This is a genomic window from Bdellovibrionales bacterium (assembly GCA_018266295.1).
GTDB lineage: Bacteria > Bdellovibrionota > Bdellovibrionia > Bdellovibrionales > Bdellovibrionaceae > JACMRP01.
The window spans coordinates 1,001,008-1,022,909 of the sequence record JAFEAQ010000011.1; the positions used below are offsets into that span (position 1 = coordinate 1,001,008).

The following is a 21,902-nucleotide window of genomic DNA, read 5'->3' on the forward strand; positions in this document are numbered from 1 at the left end:
TTAAAAAATGTCCTTATAACTTCACAAGTTTGCCAGCAATCCACCACAACAATGCTGGATGCCAATGAGTAAAATACCCCCATGACAGAAACACCTGAAACAACGGATCACGAATGTCCTCGATGTGGTTACAAAAGCCGCCAACAACATCCTAAATCGATCTCGCTCACTCTAGCCTATTCGCTGACGGCGTTGATCTTGTATATTCCCGCCAACATGTTTCCCTTTATGAGCATTGAGCTCTATGGCAACCGCAATACTTCCACGATTTGGGGCGGCATTGTGACGCTGACGGAGTCCGGCTCATGGCCGATTGCTGCGATTGTTTTTTTGGCAAGTATGGTGATCCCGTTTTTAAAGCTCCTCATTCTGTTTTACTTGGCGCTCACAGCTAATACCAAGAAGCACGCACGCTTTAAAACTACGCTTTACAATATTATTGAATCCATCGGTCGCTGGTCGATGCTCGATATTTTCTTGCTCGCCGTTCTGGTGGCGATTCTAAAACTCGGCCCATGGACCACAGTGGAACCTCAAGTAGGATCTCTGCTCTTCGCCCTTGTTGTGATCTTCACCATGGTCGCTTCGGCAAGCTTTGATCCAAATCTCTTATGGGAAGATAACAATGGCAAACACGTTTAAATCAAACTTAGATCGCTTTCGTTCCAGCTGGTACATTTGGCTTTTTCCACTTTTTGCTGTCGGCATTTCGGTTTGGCTCTTTATGGGCTACTTCGATCAGCGCGGGCCCCAAATCAAAATTCACTTTGATGATGCCAGCAGTATTAAAGCGGACAAAACAACAATTCGCTACCGTGGAGTGAATATTGGCACCGTCGACAAGATCGTGATCTCCGATGACAACAAAGAAGCCATCGCCCATGTTACTCTTCTCAGAGATGCCACGGAGTTCGCCGTCGAAGGCTCTCGATTCTGGGTGGTGACTCCTAAGGTGAATATTCAGGGAGTGAGCGGACTTGAAACTATTTTTGAAGGACCCTACATCGCCGTCGATCCCGGCCCTCGAAATGCCAAACGAAAACTCGACTTCAGCGGCCGCGCCACGAGCGGCATCGAAGAATCTCTGGAAGACACTTCGACCTACTATCTCGAAGCCCCCTTTGTCGAATCTATCAATACAGGCGACCCCGTCAGTTTCCGCGGACTCAACGTCGGCAGCGTCACACACGTGAATTTGTCGAAGACTTCTCAAGCTGTGGTCGTGCAAATCAATATTGAAAATCGTTACACCAAACTCATTCGCTCCAACACCGTCTTCTGGCGTAAGGTGGGTGTGGATGCCAAGCTGGGTTTATTTAAGTCCGAAGTGAAAATCAGCTCCCTGGAATCGCTCTTACGTGGTGGAATTGATTTCTTTACTCCGGATCCCGCGGGTCCAATGGCCAAAGCCCGAAGCCGCTTTGCTTTAAATCCAGCTCCCCCCAAAGACTGGGAAAAATGGAACCCTAAGCTCGAGTTCCCTAGCCGGGTGGATTAAAGCACTTCAAAAAGGATATCGTTTAGTTCCTGGGGCTTTTCCAACGGCACAAAGTGCCCGCATTCCTCGATAAGATGCAGGTGCGACTGGGGCAGCGCCTGATGAAGTGCTTCCATTTTTTCCGGCGGCGCCATTTTGTCTTGGGCTCCGCCGATCAAAGTGATCTGATGCGGAAACCGATTGAGCTGCGCCTTAAAATCCTGACGATTTAAGGTCGCTGACATCTGTCCCAGATACATTTCGGAAGTATTGCTCGCCGCCATCGCACGCACGGTTTCGCGGATTTCGGATTTCTCGTAGGAGTTTGGATGAAGATAGATTTTCAGCTCTGCATCCGACAGGCCCGCATATTCGACTTTTTCCAAAAGGCTTTTCATGCGGAGACGGGATTTGATTTCTTTTTCCGAAAGCGAAGCACCGGTTGTACCAATGAGGACCAGCTGATGGAGCCGCTCCGGGTACTGGGCAGCAAATGCCTGAGACACGTAGCCACCCATTGAAAAACCGATCAAGTGAAACTGCGGAAAAGGAATCGCACGAAGGGCCTGAACCATCTCTTCAAGAGTCTTCTTGTAGCGAAGATCCACCACCGTACAAGGGGCCGACGGCGACAGAAATCGTAGCTGATACGACCACAGGCGCTCATCACAGAGGAAGCCGGGCACGAGTACGATGGGTGTTTCTGTCTTTAAGTCGGTCATATTTTCAATTTAATGACATCCCCACCTGCTATCAATCGTAATTTGGTACTAAATTTCGCTAAATTCGATTATGGTCTGGCCCGGAGGCTTTATGCAGTCCCAGACACCGGCAATCCCCTATCAAAACAAAGTCAGTTTTTATAAAGAACTCCATGGTGAAATTCGCGGTATGGCCGAGAAAGAATGGTTCGTAAATCTCGCCAATGCTTCAGCGCTGCTCAAGCAGCACTTGCCGCAAATCAACTGGGTTGGGTTTTATCTCAATCATAAAAATGAATTGCTCTTGAGCTCATTCCAGGGGCTTCCGGCTTGCACACGCATCGCTTTTGGTAAAGGAGTCTGCGGGACTGCGGCCCAGTCCAAATCCACTCAGCTGGTGGATGACGTCGACCAGTTTCCAGGGCATATTGTTTGTGATAGCGCTTCGCGCTCTGAAATCGTGGTCCCGATGCTACTCGGCGACCGTCTTTTGGGAGTGCTGGATGTCGATGCCCCGGTGTTAGCACGTTTCACTGAAGAAGACCGGAAAGGTCTTGAACAGTTCGTGCAGATTTTGATCGAATCCACGGATTGGCCCGCTTCGTTTTAAGAAAGGATCTCGTAATGACTTCGTTTATTGACCTCGGCTTGCTGACTTCTCTGGTGAAGACTCTTAAATCTAAGCGCCACTTCAACCCCACTGAAATTCAGGCCAACGTAATTCCGCTATTAATGGGCGGCCAGTCTGTTGTCGGCGTTTCTGAAACCGGCAGTGGTAAGACACTCGCATATGCCCTTCCGATTTTGCATGCCTTAAAAACCCTCGAGACCGAAGGCAATCCTGTAACAGAGCCGAACTCTCCGCGTGCGATCGTACTTGTGCCTTCTCGCGAACTGGCGGATCAGGTTTCAAAAGTATTTAAATCACTGACTCATGATACTCGTCTTCGTGTCCGCCCTGCACTCGGCGGTATGGCAATGGCGGATACTCGCAAAAACATTGCAGGCCCATTTGAAATCTTGCTGGCGACTCCTGGTCGTCTTGTTCAGTTGATCGAAGGCGAAATGATCAACCTCTCTGACGTTCGTACGTTGGTGTTTGATGAAGCAGATCAGATGATGGACCAAGGCTTCTTACCGGACTCTAGTTTTGTGGTGGATTCTTGTCCGAAGGAATTGCAGCTGGCACTTTTCTCGGCAACGGTTTCTCCGACGGTGCAAGAATTGATGAATGAGCTTTTTGAGAACGCTGAGGTCATTCGCAGCGAAGGCAGCGGCAAACCCGTAAAAACTCTGACGACGACGAACCTCAAAGTCGAAGACGGCAAGCGCTGGCCACTTTTTGAAATGCTCATCAAACAAAGAGTCGAAGGCGGTACCATGGTGTTCGCCAATACCCGTGAGCAATGTGACAAGATCGCTCAAGAGCTCACAGCCAAGGGCTATGAATGCGTCATCTATCGTGGCGAAATGGAAAAAGCCGATCGCCGCGACAATCTTAAAAAATTCCGCGATGGTAAAGTGAGCCTTCTGATTGCCACAGACCTTGCGGGCCGTGGTCTTGATATTCCGCACGTGGGACGAGTCATTAACTATCACTTGCCAAAGCAAATGGAAAACTACGTTCACCGCGCAGGTCGTACAGCCCGTGCCGGCCGCAAAGGAACTGTTGTGAACTTAGTGACTGAGCGTGATGTTCAGTTGATTTCAAAATTGGACGGCGTGAAGCAAGTCACTTTCGAAAAAAGACAAAAGCCCGCTCCAGGCAAACAAACTGGTAAACCGGCTCCGAAGCAAGCCCATGGCAAGCCCGCAGCTGGCGGCAAGCCAAAAGCAAAATCAGCTCCGCCTCATTCTGCGAAGCCGAAGCATAAATCTTTTGGTGGAAAGAGCAAGCGGCCCTAACCAAAAGGGCCACCCGCGGGCGATTTACTTTACTTGCGCAGGCACGTAGCAGAGACCGAGAGATCCCCAATACTTGTCACCTTCATAAATTTTAAAGAGTTTGTTCATAGACTTGTAAGGAAAATAATTCGAAGACAGATTGTCGTTCTCTTGCCAGAGTTCGACGGTGTCGATCGTAGTTTTCTTCATCCATCCAGAAATATCAGAATCAAAAAGACTCTGACGAATATCCGATGGGTAAGACTCTCTCAGACAGAGGAAACCTTTAAAGTTCACGTCATTCAATACGTTGAGAAGAGCTCTTTCAAAGAGAGTCAAATCACGCTGAGTTCCTGCAACCATCAACGTCGCTTGCAAGCGCTTAGAGCAATCAGGCAAGTTCTGCGCATCGCCTGCGCGCGATTGATAGCACTGGAGGAAATCAAAATAGAGAACCTCTGAAATCGGCAAGCTCTGGCGTTGCGGATGTTCTGGAGGATGCTGCATGAACGTGTAATAGAAACCCGCTTGCAAAAGCACTTCTGGCACGGGGCTCTTCAAGCTCAGCATACGACCGAGCTTGTCGTAGAAATCAAAGATCGCCTCTTGATCGTAAGGATTGGTGAAGTAAGCCTCAGCGGCCATTTCCATGTCGACCATCTGATCATAGGAAATTTCAACCTGCAGGTTCCACAGCGACTCATGGAATAAAATCGTCGCCTGCTGAATTTCATTCAACTTGTAGAACTCCGGCATCAAGAAAGTTTCCGCCTTATCGTTCGTCATTCCGAAAAGCACTAGGTTTGACTCAGGCTCACCGGTCAAACGACGGTATTCTTCAATCAAATCTTGGTGCTGGCTCGTCGTCAGATCTTTTTCTGAGATCTGATAATATGTGCGCGAACTTCCTGACGGATAGATCAAAGAAAGGAGGCTCCCCTTGATCTGCGGATTCAAAGGGGCCTGATTGATTTTATTAATCAGCAGTGCCAATCCCGGCACTTCTTTCAACTTCATCGGCGTTGAGCGGACTTGAATTTTTGCGCTATAGAACGTCAGATACTGGCCATCCTGATAAAATCCGCCGCCGCCGTTGCGAACACGAGACCAACCCCACATCATTTGCGGAACCATTAGGACTACGAGAAGAACTGAGAGTCTCATGCTTTCTCCGTGAGTTCGAAAAATTGCGTTGAAAAGCAGTAAACCGAATCTTTCGGCACTGGCTCTGACTGCTGCTCAAGTTCGCGGTCAAACTCCTGACAAAGTCTTTGGATGAACTCTTTCAGGACAGGAATTTTTTCTTTACGAATTGAGAACACAACAGATGAGAAATCGCGCTCCGTCACATTACGCTCTTCCAAAGCCTGTTCGGCTTTATCCAGCAACTGGCGGTGATAACTGCGAATTGCCGAAGAAGAAATATCCTGAGTCGTCGTGCGGTTGATTTCACTGCGCCTGAACGAATCCCCATCACGCACCACCAAACCCAAGCGCATCAAGCGTTCCAGAGCTTGCGTTGCTGTTTCAATAGAAACATTGAGCTTCTTGGAAATAAAATCCGCATTACCTTGGAAACCTTCCAGATCAATCAGTTCCATAATCGCCAGGTGATACCAATCGGCGATCAGCTCAAACTCATCCAATTGAAGCTCCCGGGCTTCAGGAAATCTTTGACGAAGACGCTCGATCGCAATCTTACGAGTCACAGTTCCGCGGCCATGCACGCTTTGAACGAGATCCACGAAAATCTTTTTCTCTTCGTCGGGAATCTTCAAACGCTCAGCGACCACAACAGCGCGGTCCTCTGACAATCCTACTTTTCCGTGGAGAATTTCAGTCAGGCGCGAAGAGCGGATTTCAAGCTCTTTCGCAAAAGATCTCACTGAGTAGTTGCGGTCATTGCTCTGACGTTTTTTTAATTCGTCAGCAAGAAAGTGGCGATAACTTAAATAACGTTCTAATGGCATGCAAACTCTGTACAAAAATTAAAAAGCATTGTCATTGTTTAATCTGTTTATTGTGCGGAACAGCCCACGGGCGGTCATGGACGGATCAAGATAGTCCACACTGAAATTTCCTCTCATATTTTTTAAAAAAAGAACGATAACCTGAAAACATATTAGGGGGAGGTTCCACGTGTTTTTAAAAACCAGCCAGCTTTGGCTCGTCGTGAGCAGCATTGCGATCTTTGCAGCATGCAATCCAATGCACGCCTCAGATACTCCTGCGGAAACGTCGCTTTCATCTGCGAAACCGGAATTACAAGCAGTGATTAAAGCAATCACACCAAATATTTGCTCGACGGTGCCTGAGTATGGGACTGCAAAAATCACCTGTCCTGCGGGGCAAACTGTTTCGGAAGTAATATTTGCGAGCTACGGCAGTCCAACAGGATCTTGTGGAGCGTTTAAAACGTCTTCATGTAATGCCGCAAACTCTCTCGATATTGTAAAAAGAGCCTGCCTTGGAAAAGCCTCCTGCTCTATCGAAGCGAACAATGGTCCTTTCGGCGACCCTTGCGAAGGCACCGGCAAATCTCTTTCAGTTCAAGTGACGTGCTCAGATGCTGGCTCTGCGACGCCGCAACCAACCGCGACGCCAACTCCTGCACCAACTCCGACCGCAACACCTGTGAGCTCTGGAAACATCTGTGGTAAAGTCGCCGAACATGGCAATGCCAACATTGCCTGCCCCGCGGGACAAACGATCAGTAAGATTGTTTTTGCAAGCTATGGAGCCGCCACCGGTTCCTGCGGATCTTATAAAGTAGCTTCCTGCCATGCCGCAAACTCCATGACCGTCTTACAGGCCTGCGTGGGTAAAAGTTCGTGCGTGATTGCCGCGAATAACACTCCTTTCGGCGATCCGTGCGAGGGCGTGCAGAAATCTCTGACTTACGAAGTGCAGTGTTCAGGCACGGTCGTTCAACCGACGCCGACGCCGTCACAAGGTCCTGGCAGCGGTTCATGGACCTATGATCTGGATACAGATCACGCGGCATTTGCACTCTATGCGCTCAACGATAGCGGCGCTCTGGTTGCAACGCCGACGTCTTCAGGTGCGAAGCCTTATGCTTTTGCTGTCTATAACGAGTTCGGCAAAGTGGTTGCGCCTCTGTCAGCGACAGCACAAGCCAACGGAACTTATCGTTATGCTTTGCCGACAAGTCGACTTGGTTATTTTGAAATCAAACCAACGGAGGGAAATGCTGCTGTCTTGATTCCAGCAATTGGCTCACGCCCTGCCGGCATGATCACTTATGCAGTTCTAAAAGGCAAAGAAGCCAATCCCAGTGCGGATTTCCAAGATGAATTCACTTCCGTGCAAGGGACGACTCTTGAAGCCGGAGCCGATTACCTCGGGAGCGGAACTTATTCATGGCTTGGGTACAGCACTTACGGAACTTCATATTACTCGTGGCGCGATTGTTCGCCGAATGAAGCCTCTGCAAGCGCTGATTGCCAAAAACACATGGCCGATGATCCCGTCGCAAACATCTATAAAACGAAGAAGATGATTCCACTCTTCTACATGAACGAATATCCATTGTGGGCCGTGGCTTCTACCAACGGCAGCGCTTTCGGATATCCGCCAAAAGATATGAATAAGTGGAAAGCACATCTCGAATACGTCGTTCCACTCATCACGCAAAGATATCAGTTCTTGCCATTCCGCCGTTACCAAATCACTTGGGAACCAAACGATGGCTGGGGATGGTACGGAACCGATGAGCAATTCCTGCAAATTTATAGCATCGCCTATTCGACAATTAAAAAGTACGATCCAACAGCGGTTGTGATGGGCCCAACAATTACAAACTTCGGCCCTGAGATGAAGTCGCAGCTGCAGCGCCTGCTCAGTAAAGGCCTGGGTAATTATATGAATGCTCTGAGCTGGCATCCATATCCTGCCTACAGTCAGATCTATGGCCTGAATGACGGCTGGATTGCCGACTTCCGCGCGATGACAAATCAAGCCATGGGCCGCGTCGTTCCGATGTATCTCACCGAGAGTGGCATGAGCGACTATGAAATGGGTTTCACCGGAACTCATCCCGTAAAGAGCAACTTCGCTGTCTATCACGGCGTCGCGAATGTTGCGATGGCATTGCTGGCAAAGAATGACGGGGCTTCGTTGCATACCTACTTTTACACGGCCGACTATGCGTCTCAGCCGCGCTATGGATTATTCTATAACGTGACTCAGGCTTATAGCTTTGGTCCGAACAAAGTTTCTCCGAAGCCGGATGTGTCTATGATCCGTCAGGCCAACGATTTGCTGAATCACTCAAATGGAGTTGGCCGCTTGATCAATCCGTCCGGCAACACAAATCTGCAAGTCTTCTATTACCAGAACAAGCGCTCTGGCGTGTATACGTCTGTGCTCTGGGATCCGAGCGGAAATAACGGCACTATCGCTCTTCCGGTAGGAGTCGCCCAAGTCAAAGTTATGGATGCGCACGGAAATGCTAGCATGATGAATTCAACGAACGGCGTTCTCAGCCTGACGTTGGGAATTACGCCCGTGTATGTTGAAGGAATCGCTGCCTCGGCCCTTATTGGTCTGACACCATCAGCACCTGTTGGCTCTCCGTAAGCAGTTGAACTCAGAAACCCACGGGTGGCCGTGGGTTTCTATTTCGGCCAGGAGAGTAAGTTCCACCAGAAAATCAGACCGTAATATGAAAGAATATTTTCTATGCGTCTGGTGTTTTTATTTTTTTTAGCTTTAGTTTCAACGTCGCTGGCTTCTTCGACGGAAGCGGCGATGATTCCTTTTGGTTTCTGGAAACCAAAATGCTCTCCTCCATTCGCCTCTTCATGGACTCCGCGCTGGAATAATATCATCCAATACTGGAACCTCAATGGCAGCGCGGGCTCCATCTCTGATGGAGCCACGATCCCAGCAACCATCGGTTCTGCTGGAACCGCGACAGAGCCAGGCATGGCCTATGTTACCGGGAAAATCGGCAACGCCGTTTCTTTTAACGGCGGAAGCTACATAGACATGGGCTCGCTGGCAAACACGCTGAACCGGCCTCAGATGTCGATTGCCGCGTGGATTTACCCCACCGCGAACTCTCGCAGCACGATCGCTGGCGCAGAGTTCCTAATGAAAATTCAGTTCACTGATACCTACACCGTGCGCGTTCTTGCGAGCAAAGATGGCTTTTCTTGGGCCGGGATTATCGAATCCACCACGACCTACCCGCTGAACCGATGGCTTCATATGGTCGCTACTTATAATGGCAGTCAGCTTGTCCTTTATGCCAATGGCATTTCTGTCGGAAGCACACCGATCACCGGCAATCTTTCTTCTTCCGGCAGCTCTTTTCAAATCTCAGGCTACGATGGCTTGAATGAGATGTTTACTGGCATTATTGACGATGTGGCGGTCTGGAATACAGGTCTGACCGCTGATGAAGTGATGAGAATCTACACCGGACAGAACTGCAAACCTTAAAATCTTGTTTATTTGCGACTAGTTTTTGTGAAATTTCCATCAGAAGCATAAAGCTCTGAAACCCGCTGCCGATCTGTGTTTCATGAAAACACTTACCGGATTTTTTATAATCGCAATGCTGACAGTCGCATGTTCCGGCCCTAAGAGTTTCAACGTGGATTCGCTTCCAGGCGCCGGAGACAATGACTCTCTTGAAGTCACCCCAACGCCGACTCCGGGACCTTCACCGAGTCCGACAATAACCCCTAGTCCAAGCCCGACCCCGACTCCGGTCGCGGAGGCTTCGCCTAAAGACCTCACTCCCCTTTGGGAAGCAAGTATCAAGAATAGCAAAGAGTGGAGCGACTATGTTTATCTCAAGCTCGATACACTGGGCACCGATTTGCTCGATGTGATTCCAGGGGACCGCACCACATTCTGCCCGAAGTACAGCAGCCTGTCTTACAGCCAAAGAAAAATGTATTGGACGTTCATGCTTTCCGCGATGGCAAAATTTGAAAGTGGTTTTAATACGAACTCTAAATACACCGAGAGCTTCAATGACTCTAACGGCAATCCAGTAATCAGCCGCGGTCTGTTGCAAATTTCTATTGAAAGTGGCAATGGCTATGGCTGCGGTTTAAAAACGGCGCAAGACCTGCATGATCCTTTGCAAAATCTTGCATGCGGTATCCGCATCTTGAATCGTTGGGTCTATCGCGACGCTCGTATCGCAGGCAAAGTCAGTGGTACCTGGCGCGGAGGTGCGCGCTACTGGTCGGTTCTGCGCGAAGGAAACAAAACTTCGTACCAGTCGATCTTAAAGTGGAGTAAAGCTCTTTCCATCTGTAACTAAAAAGAAAAAGGGACTGGAAAGCCAGTCCCTTTTTTATTTCCGTCATTACATTGTAGGACGGTATTCGCCTTGAGGCGGATTTTTTGGCGGGTTACCTTTTTCTTCGGAGCTCGTGGCGATATCTCTAGCGCCGTTTCGCTCTAAAATATCTTTTGCGCGTTTTTGCCAGTCAGAATCATCCACGTGAACAGAGACTAAAATGCCTCCTGTCTTGATGATGCTTTCATAGCGTTTAGCCTCGTACTCAGGAATACCCATACCAACAAGCGCGCCAGCAATTCCGCCGACAGCGCCACCGATACCTGCGCCGGCAATCGCCGCCACAATCGGGCCGGCGGCTACAAAAGGACCTACACCTGGAATGGCCAAAGCACCGATGCCTGCTAACCAGCCCAGAACACCACCGATGGCTAAGCCGCCAGTGGCTCCTGTTGCCGCACCTTCAGGAGCTTTCGTTCCTTTTTCGTGGGCAAAAGCCTTCGTGCTGTCATTGCTTGGCAAAAGTACGGAGATATCCGTATTTCTAAAGCCAGAAGCCTTAAGATCACTGACGGCAAGCTCAACGTTGCCGCGATTTTGGAAAATACCAAAGACTGCCTTATGTTCTTTTTCTTTCACATTATCTTTTTCAAACATGTTTCCTCCCTATTTTACTTTAATTTCAATGAGATTATCGACCCGCTTCACACCCACTGTTTTCTTCGCGATCCCTTCAATTTGTGACTTCTCACTTGCAGAAGCCACGGGTCCACGAAGAGTCACAACGCCACCGATTGTGATAATTTTGACATTACGTGCCTCCGTAGATAGCTTGTCGTTTCTAACAATCTCTTCACGAATCTTACGAGTGAGCTCGACATCTGCGCCGCTGCCTTTTACTTGATCTTCAGGCGTCAGCGTCTGACCGTTAGCATCTCTCTGATTCATTTTCGTGTTTGTCGCATCCGACGAAGTCGGTGTTGCCGCAAAGCCTGTCACTGTCAAACCCATGATGGCCAGACAGAAAACCAAAGCCTTTATCATAAAACCTCCTTGCTAGTGTTTTTCACCAGTAGCACTTTGTGATTTCTTGCCGGAAGCACTCTTGCCTTCTCGGCTATTTTCTTCAGAGCTAGAAGAAGAACCGCTTTCAGACGATGCCTCTTTTTTAACTTTCAATTGATTGCTGACGTCTTTCACGCCGCTGATGTCTTCTATCAGCTCTTCGGCGAGGCGTTTCATACGTCGGTCGGCAACGTTGCCGGTCAAACTGACTTCGCCCTCTTTAACTTCGACTTCGATATCGGAAGCATCGATGTCGCGGTTCCATGTAAGCGCTTCGTGGACTTCTTCTTTAATGCGCTCGTCAGAGCGCTTGTAGCCTTTAGGGCCTTTGCCATAGAAACCACGCTGCTGCTGTTGAGAAGACTCATTCCAGCCGCCACCAGTTCTGCTGTTGCTGCCAAAGTCTTCTCGGCCGCTGGCATAAGATCGATTGCCAGCGTAATCCGGGCTACTGTAACCCTGCCCGCCGAATTCTCGACGGCTGTAAGTTTCGTTGGAACCTCCAAAGTAGGGTCTGTCCCAGGATCCCCGGTAAGATTGACCGTAACTGTGATCGTTGCGATCGGATTGACCGAAGCCTCTTTCGTCTCGTGAAAAACGGCGGTCGCGGGCTTCATGAGGGTCTCTATCTTGTCTGGTGCTGCGTGCGTCGCCATAAGTTCCTCTGCGCATATTGCGTTCGTGGTCTCTATCTTGGTGTCTCATGAAATCCTCCTTCATTGTTTGATACATGATGAAGCGACGGTAAGCCCAAGTGAATTCTAAGCCAAGTCTTGAGGATCGACTGTTTCAATAAACAGGTGTCGTCAAAAAAAGAAAAACCCCGAATGAAAATAACTGTTGTATTTCATTCGGGGTTTAAGGATTTCTTAAAACTGATTTAACTACTTATTCAAACTCGTTTGAATTTCCTGAGCGCGCGACAAATGTTTTTCAACGTGTGCCTTTGTTGCCTCGAGGTATGTTTTTAATTCAGGACTTTGCGCTGCGGGAATCAGTTTAGTATTCAAATCGTCAAGCAATTGCTGATGCATGCTGATTTGCTGATCGATATAAGCTTTATCGAACTCTTTGCCTTTAAAGTTTTTAAGTTCTTTCTCTTTTCCTTCAGCCAAGCTTTTCAAATCTCTTGAAGCCGTGCTGTCCTCAGGTTTTACCTTGGCCTTTTTAGCGACGTCTTTAGACTCTTTCTCATTTTTCTTGTGCTCATCGATCATCTGTTTTGCAAAGTCTTTAACATCTTTGTTTTCAGCTTTGGATTTTGCCATTTTAGCGAGGTCAATTTCGCCGTCATTGGCCGTCTTCATCAGCTTCACGATTTTCGCATCCGTCATTGTTTCTTCCGCTTGCGCGAAGGCCATGGAAGCTCCGCCCATCAAACCTGCAACTGCTAAAGTCAGTACTAAATTCTTCATATATATCTCCTTGCGTGTGTTGTAAAAAATATCAGCCAACACCATAAACTGAACTCTTTCGCAAAAGTCCCTTTTTATGTGAACTTTAAAAGAAGAGTCCTGCAGAACTTGCCGAATGGCATCGGAGACGCCGCATTTTGTTAGATGTCTAACTTTGAGACAGTTGTATTCGAACTGATCGCCCATAGGAATAGGCACTCCAATTGCTTCGAACAGGTTACCAACCAAAGAAGGTAGAGGTGGACGTATGTTGCGATGGACTTTATTAGTATCTGCGATGGTATTTACACAACAAAGTATGGCATCTTGGGGAGCTTCGCCTCTCGATCGTGAACTAGTAACTAGTTCTTATCGCCAGCAATTTGATGGGATTCAGAATCAAGTTCAGGTCAACGAACTTCGAAAGTCTGCGGATGGCATCGAGGTCGACATGAATGCCGCAACCGATGTTAGTCAAATCATTGATAAAAAGTATGGCGATAAGTGCGAAAACTTTGCTGGCGACGGCGAGTTAAATAAATGGGGTCAAGCGATCGAAAAAGAATTCGATAAGGACAGGCATCAGGCTCTTTACGGTGGTCCTTCTGATGTTCGCCGTTTATGCCCTAAGTATGACGAATTAAATGATGAAGATAAAAAAGGTCTTTGGGTCCTTATAATCTCTGCAATGACCCACTATGAAAGCACTTGTATCGTTTCAGAATCGGCACGTGGCCCCCATGGTACCGCGGCAGGTTTATTACAACTGCACAGAGGCAAAGAAGCTAATTACTCTTCAGGCTGCCGCAATGGCGACTCTAATACAGCGGAAAGAAGTATCATTTGTGGTATGTCGATGTTGAATGATCAGATCGAAAGAGGAGAACCTCTCTTTAGCCGTAAATCTTACTGGGATGTTTTGCGTCCTCAAGGTGCTTCGCAAAAATCAGTTCGTATCCAAGCCGTTATCGGTCAGTACCCAGCTTGCAAAACCGGCAAATCAACGGATGGTACGACTCAGCTAGATATCCAGCCAGATCCTAAGACCGCTCCGTCTGGAAAATCTTCGAAGCGTGCAAGACAGCAGTCTCAAAAGGCTCCTTCTTCAAACAAAAAAGCCCGCGTTGCAAACTCAAACCGTTCGTAATTTCACAAAATGAGTTCCTCGGATATCTCCGAGGAGCTCTATTTGCAATTTTCCCTGACAGATTTTCTGCGCTTCTTCGAGCACATTCCAGCGATGCTCCGGCAAATCACGAAGAAGCACGTACGCAGCCCCTTTGCGATTTAAACAGTTCGCAATTCCCAGCAAAAGATTCTTTAAATCCGAATCAATAAAGAAACGGCAGCGATTTTTAAACTCCGAAGTCGAAAGCTTTCCCTGTCCTTGCAAGAAGTACGGCGGATTGCAAAGAATCAAATCGTACTTTCCTGTAAATTCAGGCTTCTGCAAGTCATCGTAGTTTCTCCGCAAAAAATGACATTGCGTTGGCAACTCTCCCAGGCGTTTTAGATTTTCCTGAAAGTGCGGTAGATAGACATCTTGAATTTCGAGGAAATCAAAATCCCTCGGCAGGCTTTTGTCTGCAGCCCGGCGATGAAACAAGAAGTCCATGCCGATAATCCCCGAGCCCGCGCACAGATCCAGCCCGCGCTGCGAGCTCAAATCCTTTCCCTCGAGCAGTTCAAACACCCGGCGCGCGAGAAAGACCGAATCATGCGAGAAACGGTATTCTTCCGGCTGGGAGTAATTAAACGTGTAATGGGGATTAATAGAGGACATGCCCCTTCCTACCCCATATCTAAACCTTAAACAATCGTGAAAAAAGGAGATAACCATTTGGTTCATACTTCTTGAAACAATTTACTAAGCAATTCTATCGAAGCAAGGTGCGAACCCTTATAACTAGCTCATACAAAACGGCGCCCATAAAGCCGCAAACTTAAAACTAAGGAGTTCGTTATGAAAAACTTGATCAACACACTGATGATTCTTTCTACTCTCTTCGCAATGTCTGCTTGCACGGATATCGACTACAAAGATCCATCTACAGACTCTTGGAACAACGCTAAGACCACAAGCCGCACAGTTGATGGCAAGACAGTTCCGACGTCCTATATCTTCGACTGCCGTCACATTACAGACGCTAAGAACGTCCACTACTACTATAGCCTGATTGCGGATCCTCAAGGGGTTGAGAGCCGCAACAACCAAGGCGAAAAAGTAACGACTTACAACAATGCGGAATTCGGTATTCAGTACACAGCTTCGAACTACGGCCGCACGACCAGCAACGGCTACACCAAGGGGCTTGTATCAGTTGACGTCGATTTTCAAATTACTGAAAGCAGCAAAGGGTATTCTGAAGCGGTTGTGACTGCGAACGAGAGCACAGTGGCGACTTTCCGTGAGTACTACAAGAACAACCCTTACTTCAACCACGTTCAAGTCGGTGACGAGCTCCTCAGAATGCGCAGCAACCCGTTTTCACGCCATAGCACAAACGTGACTGAGCTGGATCTTCCGGGGCTAACTCAGGGTGATGACCTCGAATGCCGCTAGTCTCATTCTGAGACAAGCACTCCAGTCGTGTGTAAAGCGCAAATCGTCGCACCGAGTCCTCCCTCGGTGCGATATTCATTTTATAGCTTATGGGAACTCAATAGCAGGCATTAGCGTTGCAAATGTTGCAGATAGAGATTCGAGGCTTCCGAGAAGCCTAAAGGAATTATTTTGATGTTTAAGAAGTGGCACTTAACCACCTTCTTAGCTTCTTTTGCCATGCTTTTGGTCGTACCGACCTATGCAAGCAAAGCAAGCTGGACGGACACATTTAAGATGAAGGCCTCCCTTTGCGTTTATTGGGAATGCCCCTCTGTCTTTATGAAGGCGACAGGCCTTAATAAAGTCACGGAACAAGAGGGCCGTATCGCCTCATTGCAGTCCGTAACTCGTGCTCGCGTCGATGCGAAATTCTTTGCTTCAAAAGTAATCTTCACAGAGCCCGGCAGTGAGCCCGATCAACTCTATCGTATGATTCAGATTCGCGTGAATCCCGAAGATAAACTCACGACCTACATTGGCTATGAAGAAACTCCGGTTGAAACCAGCGGTCACCGTGTTGTGAATATAGATAACTACCAAGCTCATACTCTGAAAATTAACGGCCGCCCGCTCATCTCAAAAGAGCTCTCGGTCACTCATCATGCGATCCAAAGCCTGATGATCGAAGGAATCATTGCACCACCAAATAATCAGTATGGCTCAGCAACAAACGCTCGCTTACTGAATAAGTATCTTCTTGAGAAATAGCCTCCATCTAGTCTTGAATAGATTTTTTTGACAAGCCAGAGTTCTACGACAGGCATAGACTGAAAATATGTGGAACTTTCTCTTTCTTCTTTCACTAAGTCTTGGTTTCTCCTCATGGAGCCATGCTGATTGGAAAGTTCCAAATACGCCCCTGGCAAGCATTGGCGATCCCGGCAATCTCTATTTAAATACTCAGGGTCTGACTTACCATTTCAACAACAACGATTTTGCAGGCCAGACCGATAAGCTGATGTCTGGTTCGACAGGTCTTTACTACTACCGCGTCCCAAAAGAAGGCGACGCCCACGACGGCTATGAGTTTTCCGCCAACGCGCGACTACTGATTCCGGTTGTGGCGACTCGGTTTGATCAACCGAAGCTTGCAACTCCCAAAGGTGTATATGGCGATTCGATTGAACTCCGGACAGGTTACTCGCGGATTATCGAGACTTATAAAATTGAAGGAAGTCTGTCGGCGGATTTATATGGTCACTATAACGGTGATGAAATTCAAAAGCGCATTCACAGAATCATCGGTTCGGACAATCATCAGGACGATTACGGCGCGAAATTTTATAGCTCGTACTTCACAGGCGCTATCGGTGTTGGCAAGTTCTTAAGTCCCGACTTCTTAGCCATGGTCTATTATCGCAACGCTGCCGTCGTCAAAGATTACATGATTCGCTTCAACTACAAACATCAATGGGGAGACTGGCAGGTCGGAGCCCAATACCTCATCGCCAAACAGATCAGCAGCAGCTTGTACGAAAACGATGCTCTCGAAAAAGAGCGCCATGAATGGGCCATTGGTATGAAATGGAAGTGGTATCAGAATAGTTTCTCCTACGTTTCGCGCTATCTCTCGTACGATCAGTTTGGACAGTACTATCTGGATCCGCTCATTCTGTCTTACGAATTCTAAACTAGACCATTGGCTTCTAGATCCGGGACAGCAAACCCACTAGGCTTAAAGTATGAAACTACTTTTAAGTTTAATCCTCATTATTGCCGCTTGTAACACCACTGAAAAACGCCAGACCGCGAGCCAAGAAGTCTCACGCTCGCCATGGTTTTTTGAAACCACCACCTACAACATCAGGAATCCTCTCTTTGACGATGTTGAGTTACGTACGGGTTACTATGTCGAGTCAACGCCACTGAAGGGTTGCATTCTCTATCTTGAAGGCCTCGCGGACTCTGTCGCAAATCAAGCGCCTCTCTTTAATCATCTCAGCAAGAACGGATACCGCGTGATCTTCTTTGATTACATGGGACAAGGCGCTTCCGGCGGATCGATGAATAACACCCGCATTGTTGATTCGGCGAATGAATCTCTGCAGATCTCAACCCAGGCGAAATATATTTGGTCGAAGTACGTAGATAAGAAAGATGAACTCAACGGCCAGGACTGCTCGCACAGCAAGAAATTCGTGATGGGCTGGTCAACCGGTGGTCTTGCTGCTTATACACTGGTGCATGAAGGCTGGGCCGATGCTGTTGCGATGATCACGCCGGGCATTCATGTGAAAGCCTTTGTTGGCGAGTCTGCAACGGACAAATCCTTGATGCTCACGTTCAAGCAGACCATCAGCGAAAGAACTCTGACGCGTAATACGTTTAGCGGCACCTTTGATCCACACATCGAGCCGATCAAGCCGATTTCTCCAGCGGTGATTCCGCTTTTTGCAGCAAACCTGATGATCTCATCGAAGCTTTCACAGAAATGGAAAGTGCCAGCGGCGATTCCCGGGATCGCTTTCCTCTCAGGAACCAATGACACTTACGTTGATCGTGAGGCGATTTCTAAGACTCTCAAGAAAAACGCTCCGCACTTTGAACAAGTAAAATACGATGGCGCTCTTCATGAATTGCAAAATGAAATGCCGGAAGTGTCTTCAGATCTTTATGCGCGAACAGTGCGCTTCTTCGATGGCTTGACTGCGGGCTCACCGGCGGCCCCAGGAATGGCATTATAAACTTGCTCGAGCACTGAGCGCCAGTGCTCACGCAGCTGTTCCTTCACACGGCCGTCTGTCAGCTTCTCGTGATTAAAACAAAGAATGCTCGTGCCGTTTTTACGATGAACGGTCAGCAGCTGCACCACCGTCGGCTTGCCTTCATCACCTTCTTGCCAAGTAAAACGCACACGATCCGGCGCCTTCATCGTTCGGATCTCGCCATAGACGCCATCATCACGCTCATACACAGCCTTAGGCGCAAGCTTCACCTGTGACATGGGTGAAAGCCACATTGCCACTCCCTCCGGAGAGGACACGAACTTCCAGAGCTTCTTCCCGTCGCATTTAAAGGTTTTGGTAACTGTGATGGAGTATTCGCCTTTGAGGTTACGGCCGGCGACTTTGCGTTCGATATAGACTTCGTAGCCAGTTGCTACGATATGAGTCCACCACCAAGTCGTTTCATATTTCTTATTGAGAAAAGCGGAGATTTCTTTATGAGACCAGGAGCGAGCCCCGGCCTTTTCGAGAATTTGCACCCATTGATCCCAGTTTTTGCCGGTGTGTTTGATGACCGAAGCAGAAGTGACTCTGCCGATATTTTCAATGGGTGCTTTTTGACTCATTCCCTCAGCTTAGTTGCCGGGAACTGTGATGACAATATTAAAGCTGCTTGTTGCATGAAGGCCGAGGTTCTCTTCTTTGCCGTTTGGATAAACAGCTTTGGTCACGTACTTCATGAACACAGTCAAGATACCGCGGGATGCGACACCTTTTTGGTGATTGCTTTTTTGCTCACCGCTCAACAAGTCGTTGAGAGTCACAGTGTACTTCTGACCACCGGCAACTTTCACACTTGGTTGAGGGTTCAACTCTGTGTAATTTTCTGAATAGACAACCCAAGCATAAGATGTAGGAACGATCTTCACGATGCCTGCATCTGTCTTTACGGATTGAGACAAGAACGCCGTCACGTTGCTTGCTTGCCACTCGTAACCGTTAGCACCTTTAGCACAACGGTAGAAGTTGGGCGCGAAGTTCACCTCGAGGGTCTGAGCATCTTTAGCAGAAGGCTCAACCAAAGTGTTCTCCAAGCGGTAACCTGTTTGACCGACAGTCGCGGATTGGCAGTAAAGAACTCCACCATCCATTGTTTTAAGGCTCTCGTACTGCGGGTTTGCAGCAACGGCGAAGAAAGGAACGAATAGCAATGCGGGCGCAATAAATCGCATAAACTCTCCATGGGTTGTTGTTAAATTCGTTGCGAAACGTAGTTGATTTACAACCGATGGGCAAGCCCGGTGAAAATTTTGCTCTGGCGCGATACGCTTGCGGCCTTAGACTTCCACCTGGCCGCAAAGCCATGTTTCAAGCTCAATCAGCCCCGAAGCCAGATCGGCGTACTTCGGTTTAAGCACGGCAAAGGCCTTACGGATGGCATCCCCGGAGTAAGGCTGCCCGCGCAGGCTTGAGGTCAGGTCCTCGATAAACTGCGGATAGAGGCAGTCCGTGAAGATCTGTAAGTCAGTAATCCGCGCTTCATCAACTTTAAAATGAAAATCAAAGAATCCTAAAGACAGATACTCATCCATCTTTTGGTTGAACTCCAAGGTATTGCCATAGAGCCAGTTCCAGGAACTGAGGGTATCGTATTGCTCTTTGAGCTCAGGAATTTTTGGCAAACTCGCCAAATCCAGAGATTCGATCTCAGCTTTGGCGTCATAAAACTTTTCAAACGACCAGATCATCGCTTCCACAATCTTGCTGTGCTCAATGTGCTCTGCAACCTCTGTCAGATTGGCAACCCGGGCACGAACGGATTCCTTGCCCTTGGCTTGAAGCTTCTTAGGATTCGGCGTGAGGTACTGCCCCAGGCGAGTCAGATCCGCATGTAAAAGCAAAGTCCCGTGATGGAAAGCGCGGTCCTTCTTTTCACGATAAGCACTGCCCGAAAACTTGCGAGGGCCATCCGGAAAAGGAATCAGCAAATCATTGCGGCCCGAAGCTTCGCCTTCGATACCGAATTGTTTGAGCGCCTGAAAAATCACCTGCACGTTGTTTTCGCGCTTGTAAGCTTCGCGCGGAGAAAGAAAAGTAAAGTTGGTATTGCCGAGGTCATGAAAAACCGCGCCACCACCCGTTGTTCTGCGCGCCAAGTGAACGTTATCGGATTTCATTTTCGCGAGATTGCATTCCGACCAAGGGTTTTGGTTACGGCCGATCACCACGGTCTCTTCGTTACGCCACAAAAACAAAACCTGCTGAGAAGGATCGAGGTTATGAAAGATCCATTCTTCGGTGGCAAGATTGAGGTGAGGATTCAGGCTATCAGAAAGAAAAACCTTCAGCTTTTTCATGAGGTCTTTGTACTACTGTTTCTTAAGGAAAATCAAGGCTCCCTCGTCCTTGTAAACCAATTGCCAATCAGGATGCTCCGTCAGGATCTTGAGAAGGCTCTCATTGCCTCTGAACCGGTCCAAAAAGAACGCACCGATGTTAAACTTCTTCACCTGCTCATCAAGATGGGCCCGATCGGCACCGAACTGCAGGTACTGATTCACGAAGAAATCCAGGTCCGTCACAAAGCCGTGGTATAAAATCTTTCGATGCCCTTCCCACGCCCACGCGAGATAGCTGCCATAAAGATGGGAGTTATAGACATTTCCCTGCAGCCCCGACTGATCCAGGAGTTTGGCGGCCTGCTCAGGTACAATGTGCGGGTCCATTCCGAGCCCGAAATCCCGATGCCCCGAAATAGTTTCATAGCCCCAGCCGACATTCTTCACCACCAACACCAGAGCGAGGGCCGCGAGGGCCCCATTCAGGTACTTCATTGGCCACTTCGGAGAGTAAGACGCCTTCAATGCCAGAGAGGCATTCAACGTCACGATGGCAAAGCAATACGAGGGTACAAAGCGAATCGCATAGAAACCATAGAAAATAAAAAATGCCGAAGCGATAGCCTCAAAAAAAGGTTTTTGCTTGCGCGCACGGAAAAGCAAAAACAGGTTTAGAATAGCCAGTGCAAAGATGAAATAAGTTTGAGCGCCTTCGCGATAAAGCGGATGAAGCGTCGGCATCCACTCGAAATAGAAAACCCGGTAAACCTTGCCCTCGTTCTGCATGAAATTGAACGGGTACAAGAATCCGTCAACGCCCCGAGGGTTGATAAAACAAACTAAAACCGACGCGATGACCAAAGCCGCGAGCTTGCGATACTCGGGCTCACGCCACTTCGGCAAGTTGATCATCAAGAAAATTCCGCAGAGGAACCAGCCGATAGGATAACCGGGATGCAAATTCACCCAGAACAGAAAAATGACCGGTAGCACATACTTCCAGCGACTCGGTTTGATCTGTTCAGCCATCAGGATGTTTAAAACAGCGACGATAAAGAAGTCCGAGAAGAACGAAGTGCGTTCCATCATCCGGAAGCTCATCGCATAGACTGCGAGGAGGACTGAAAGTCCCCACAACCATGTCGCCTGCGGAGATTTACGGATTCGCCACAGAGGAAAGCAATAAACCAAGGTAATGAAAATCGATTTGACGATAATGATCAGATCAAAATCACCGAGCTGATAAAGACCATAGAAAACAAAATAGCCAAGCCATTGATGCAAGATGGTCCAATGAAAATTCGGGATTGAAAATAGAAACGGATCTGTCACCGGCAGAGAGCCGGTCTTAAAATATTCCCGCACAATCGCGAGGTACATGAAGAGGTCTTCTGACATCAGCGGAAAGCAGCTCATGCTGATCACAAACAACGCAATAAAAACCCAGACCAGCTTTTTTGAAATGCCGTCGAAATTCAACTTCATCCCAAA

24 protein-coding genes are annotated in these 21,902 nt (G+C 48.2%); 12 read left to right on the forward strand and 12 right to left on the reverse strand.

Annotated features, from left to right (window positions below):
- The first annotated feature begins 81 nt into the window (after positions 1–81).
- Both JSU04_13615 and JSU04_13620 read left to right on the forward strand, forming a co-directional pair.
- A complete protein-coding gene (locus JSU04_13615) occupies positions 82–642 on the forward strand; it encodes a paraquat-inducible protein A (protein ID MBS1971340.1) in 561 nt (186 codons plus the stop codon).
- Entirely contained in the window at positions 626–1,498 is an 873-nt protein-coding gene (locus JSU04_13620) for an MCE family protein (protein MBS1971341.1), read from the forward strand. Before JSU04_13615 ends, JSU04_13620 begins: the two co-directional genes overlap by 17 nt.
- Here JSU04_13620 and JSU04_13625 read toward each other — a convergent pair.
- Entirely contained in the window at positions 1,495–2,199 is a 705-nt protein-coding gene (locus JSU04_13625) for an alpha/beta hydrolase (GenBank protein MBS1971342.1), read from the reverse strand. The genes JSU04_13620 and JSU04_13625 overlap by 4 nt on opposite strands.
- A gap of 91 nt (positions 2,200–2,290) precedes the next feature.
- Between JSU04_13625 and JSU04_13630 the strand changes: the two genes are divergently transcribed.
- Positions 2,291–2,788: a GAF domain-containing protein gene (locus JSU04_13630; protein ID MBS1971343.1), complete on the forward strand. Its 498-nt coding sequence runs from the start codon at positions 2,291–2,293 to the stop codon at positions 2,786–2,788.
- 14 nt (positions 2,789–2,802) lie between these two features.
- Complete coding sequence (locus JSU04_13635) at positions 2,803–4,083, forward strand: DEAD/DEAH box helicase (GenBank protein ID MBS1971344.1); 1,281 nt, start codon at positions 2,803–2,805, stop codon at positions 4,081–4,083.
- Positions 4,084–4,107: 24 nt separating this feature from the next.
- Here JSU04_13635 and JSU04_13640 read toward each other — a convergent pair whose 3' ends face one another.
- Together JSU04_13640 and JSU04_13645 are read right to left on the reverse strand one after the other, a co-directional pair.
- Complete coding sequence (locus JSU04_13640; protein ID MBS1971345.1) at positions 4,108–5,226, reverse strand: hypothetical protein; 1,119 nt, start codon at positions 5,224–5,226, stop codon at positions 4,108–4,110.
- Positions 5,223–6,032, reverse strand: coding sequence for a DUF4423 domain-containing protein (locus tag JSU04_13645; GenBank protein ID MBS1971346.1), 810 nt, complete (start codon positions 6,030–6,032; stop codon positions 5,223–5,225). Before JSU04_13645 ends, JSU04_13640 begins: the two co-directional genes overlap by 4 nt.
- A gap of 169 nt (positions 6,033–6,201) precedes the next feature.
- Here JSU04_13645 and JSU04_13650 point away from each other — a divergent pair, with 169 nt between their 5' ends.
- From JSU04_13650 to JSU04_13660, 3 genes are all read left to right on the forward strand, one after another.
- Entirely contained in the window at positions 6,202–8,661 is a 2,460-nt protein-coding gene (locus JSU04_13650; protein ID MBS1971347.1) for a hypothetical protein, read from the forward strand.
- 102 nt (positions 8,662–8,763) lie between these two features.
- Positions 8,764–9,528, forward strand: coding sequence for a LamG domain-containing protein (locus tag JSU04_13655; GenBank protein MBS1971348.1), 765 nt, complete (start codon positions 8,764–8,766; stop codon positions 9,526–9,528).
- A gap of 115 nt (positions 9,529–9,643) precedes the next feature.
- Complete coding sequence (locus JSU04_13660) at positions 9,644–10,363, forward strand: transglycosylase SLT domain-containing protein (protein MBS1971349.1); 720 nt, start codon at positions 9,644–9,646, stop codon at positions 10,361–10,363.
- Positions 10,364–10,408: 45 nt separating this feature from the next.
- On the opposite strand, the gene JSU04_13665 is transcribed toward JSU04_13660, so the two are convergent.
- The 4 genes from JSU04_13665 to JSU04_13680 form a co-directional block, all read right to left on the reverse strand.
- Complete coding sequence (locus JSU04_13665; protein ID MBS1971350.1) at positions 10,409–10,999, reverse strand: DUF3341 domain-containing protein; 591 nt, start codon at positions 10,997–10,999, stop codon at positions 10,409–10,411.
- 9 nt (positions 11,000–11,008) lie between these two features.
- Positions 11,009–11,386: a BON domain-containing protein gene (locus JSU04_13670; GenBank protein ID MBS1971351.1), complete on the reverse strand. Its 378-nt coding sequence runs from the start codon at positions 11,384–11,386 to the stop codon at positions 11,009–11,011.
- A gap of 12 nt (positions 11,387–11,398) precedes the next feature.
- Positions 11,399–12,112 carry a BON domain-containing protein gene (locus tag JSU04_13675; protein MBS1971352.1) on the reverse strand — a complete coding sequence of 238 codons (714 nt, stop codon included), beginning with the start codon at positions 12,110–12,112 and terminating at the stop codon, positions 11,399–11,401.
- Positions 12,113–12,291: 179 nt separating this feature from the next.
- Positions 12,292–12,822, reverse strand: coding sequence for a DUF4142 domain-containing protein (locus JSU04_13680; GenBank protein MBS1971353.1), 531 nt, complete (start codon positions 12,820–12,822; stop codon positions 12,292–12,294).
- 247 nt (positions 12,823–13,069) lie between these two features.
- On the opposite strand from JSU04_13680, the gene JSU04_13685 reads away from it, so the two are divergent.
- Positions 13,070–13,948: a hypothetical protein gene (locus JSU04_13685; protein ID MBS1971354.1), complete on the forward strand. Its 879-nt coding sequence runs from the start codon at positions 13,070–13,072 to the stop codon at positions 13,946–13,948.
- Here the strand turns inward: JSU04_13685 and JSU04_13690 are convergent.
- Entirely contained in the window at positions 13,934–14,584 is a 651-nt protein-coding gene (locus JSU04_13690) for an RsmD family RNA methyltransferase (protein MBS1971355.1), read from the reverse strand. The genes JSU04_13685 and JSU04_13690 overlap by 15 nt on opposite strands.
- A 180-nt stretch (positions 14,585–14,764) precedes the next feature.
- On the opposite strand from JSU04_13690, the gene JSU04_13695 reads away from it, so the two are divergent.
- The 4 genes from JSU04_13695 to JSU04_13710 all read left to right on the forward strand — a co-directional run bounded on the left by JSU04_13695 (position 14,765) and on the right by JSU04_13710 (position 18,090).
- Positions 14,765–15,364 (forward strand): hypothetical protein, encoded by a 600-nt coding sequence (locus tag JSU04_13695; GenBank protein MBS1971356.1) that lies wholly within the window; start codon positions 14,765–14,767, stop codon positions 15,362–15,364.
- 174 nt (positions 15,365–15,538) lie between these two features.
- On the forward strand, positions 15,539–16,114 hold the full coding sequence (locus JSU04_13700; GenBank protein MBS1971357.1) for a hypothetical protein: 576 nt from the start codon (positions 15,539–15,541) through the stop codon (positions 16,112–16,114).
- A 67-nt stretch (positions 16,115–16,181) separates the two neighbouring features.
- Entirely contained in the window at positions 16,182–17,036 is an 855-nt protein-coding gene (locus JSU04_13705; GenBank protein MBS1971358.1) for a hypothetical protein, read from the forward strand.
- Positions 17,037–17,088: 52 nt separating this feature from the next.
- Positions 17,089–18,090 carry an alpha/beta fold hydrolase gene (locus JSU04_13710; protein MBS1971359.1) on the forward strand — a complete coding sequence of 334 codons (1,002 nt, stop codon included), beginning with the start codon at positions 17,089–17,091 and terminating at the stop codon, positions 18,088–18,090.
- Here JSU04_13710 and JSU04_13715 read toward each other — a convergent pair.
- From JSU04_13715 to JSU04_13730, 4 genes are all read right to left on the reverse strand, one after another.
- Entirely contained in the window at positions 18,018–18,698 is a 681-nt protein-coding gene (locus JSU04_13715) for an SRPBCC domain-containing protein (GenBank protein MBS1971360.1), read from the reverse strand. The genes JSU04_13710 and JSU04_13715 overlap by 73 nt on opposite strands.
- A 9-nt stretch (positions 18,699–18,707) precedes the next feature.
- Entirely contained in the window at positions 18,708–19,304 is a 597-nt protein-coding gene (locus tag JSU04_13720) for a hypothetical protein (protein MBS1971361.1), read from the reverse strand.
- Between the two features lie 105 nt (positions 19,305–19,409).
- Complete coding sequence (locus tag JSU04_13725) at positions 19,410–20,429, reverse strand: lipoate--protein ligase (protein MBS1971362.1); 1,020 nt, start codon at positions 20,427–20,429, stop codon at positions 19,410–19,412.
- A gap of 12 nt (positions 20,430–20,441) precedes the next feature.
- Positions 20,442–21,896 (reverse strand): hypothetical protein, encoded by a 1,455-nt coding sequence (locus JSU04_13730; GenBank protein MBS1971363.1) that lies wholly within the window; start codon positions 21,894–21,896, stop codon positions 20,442–20,444.
- Positions 21,897–21,902 lie beyond the last annotated feature (6 nt).

Coding starts and splice junctions, on each gene's coding strand:
- JSU04_13645 (MBS1971346.1), bottom strand. CDS start 6,032: ATGCCATTAGAACGTTATTTAAGTTATCGCCACTTTCTTGCTGACGAA.
- JSU04_13620 (MBS1971341.1), top strand. CDS start 626: ATGGCAAACACGTTTAAATCAAACTTAGATCGCTTTCGTTCCAGCTGG.
- JSU04_13705 (MBS1971358.1), top strand. CDS start 16,182: ATGTGGAACTTTCTCTTTCTTCTTTCACTAAGTCTTGGTTTCTCCTCA.
- JSU04_13675 (MBS1971352.1), bottom strand. CDS start 12,112: ATGAGACACCAAGATAGAGACCACGAACGCAATATGCGCAGAGGAACT.
- JSU04_13700 (MBS1971357.1), top strand. CDS start 15,539: ATGTTTAAGAAGTGGCACTTAACCACCTTCTTAGCTTCTTTTGCCATG.
- JSU04_13665 (MBS1971350.1), bottom strand. CDS start 10,999: ATGTTTGAAAAAGATAATGTGAAAGAAAAAGAACATAAGGCAGTCTTT.
- JSU04_13695 (MBS1971356.1), top strand. CDS start 14,765: ATGAAAAACTTGATCAACACACTGATGATTCTTTCTACTCTCTTCGCA.
- JSU04_13670 (MBS1971351.1), bottom strand. CDS start 11,386: ATGATAAAGGCTTTGGTTTTCTGTCTGGCCATCATGGGTTTGACAGTG.
- JSU04_13635 (MBS1971344.1), top strand. CDS start 2,803: ATGACTTCGTTTATTGACCTCGGCTTGCTGACTTCTCTGGTGAAGACT.
- JSU04_13690 (MBS1971355.1), bottom strand. CDS start 14,584: ATGTCCTCTATTAATCCCCATTACACGTTTAATTACTCCCAGCCGGAA.
- JSU04_13630 (MBS1971343.1), top strand. CDS start 2,291: ATGCAGTCCCAGACACCGGCAATCCCCTATCAAAACAAAGTCAGTTTT.
- JSU04_13625 (MBS1971342.1), bottom strand. CDS start 2,199: ATGACCGACTTAAAGACAGAAACACCCATCGTACTCGTGCCCGGCTTC.
- JSU04_13615 (MBS1971340.1), top strand. CDS start 82: ATGACAGAAACACCTGAAACAACGGATCACGAATGTCCTCGATGTGGT.
- JSU04_13725 (MBS1971362.1), bottom strand. CDS start 20,429: ATGAAAAAGCTGAAGGTTTTTCTTTCTGATAGCCTGAATCCTCACCTC.
- JSU04_13720 (MBS1971361.1), bottom strand. CDS start 19,304: ATGCGATTTATTGCGCCCGCATTGCTATTCGTTCCTTTCTTCGCCGTT.
- JSU04_13680 (MBS1971353.1), bottom strand. CDS start 12,822: ATGAAGAATTTAGTACTGACTTTAGCAGTTGCAGGTTTGATGGGCGGA.
- JSU04_13685 (MBS1971354.1), top strand. CDS start 13,070: ATGTTGCGATGGACTTTATTAGTATCTGCGATGGTATTTACACAACAA.
- JSU04_13710 (MBS1971359.1), top strand. CDS start 17,089: ATGAAACTACTTTTAAGTTTAATCCTCATTATTGCCGCTTGTAACACC.
- JSU04_13730 (MBS1971363.1), bottom strand. CDS start 21,896: ATGAAGTTGAATTTCGACGGCATTTCAAAAAAGCTGGTCTGGGTTTTT.
- JSU04_13715 (MBS1971360.1), bottom strand. CDS start 18,698: ATGAGTCAAAAAGCACCCATTGAAAATATCGGCAGAGTCACTTCTGCT.
- JSU04_13660 (MBS1971349.1), top strand. CDS start 9,644: ATGCTGACAGTCGCATGTTCCGGCCCTAAGAGTTTCAACGTGGATTCG.
- JSU04_13640 (MBS1971345.1), bottom strand. CDS start 5,226: ATGAGACTCTCAGTTCTTCTCGTAGTCCTAATGGTTCCGCAAATGATG.
- JSU04_13655 (MBS1971348.1), top strand. CDS start 8,764: ATGCGTCTGGTGTTTTTATTTTTTTTAGCTTTAGTTTCAACGTCGCTG.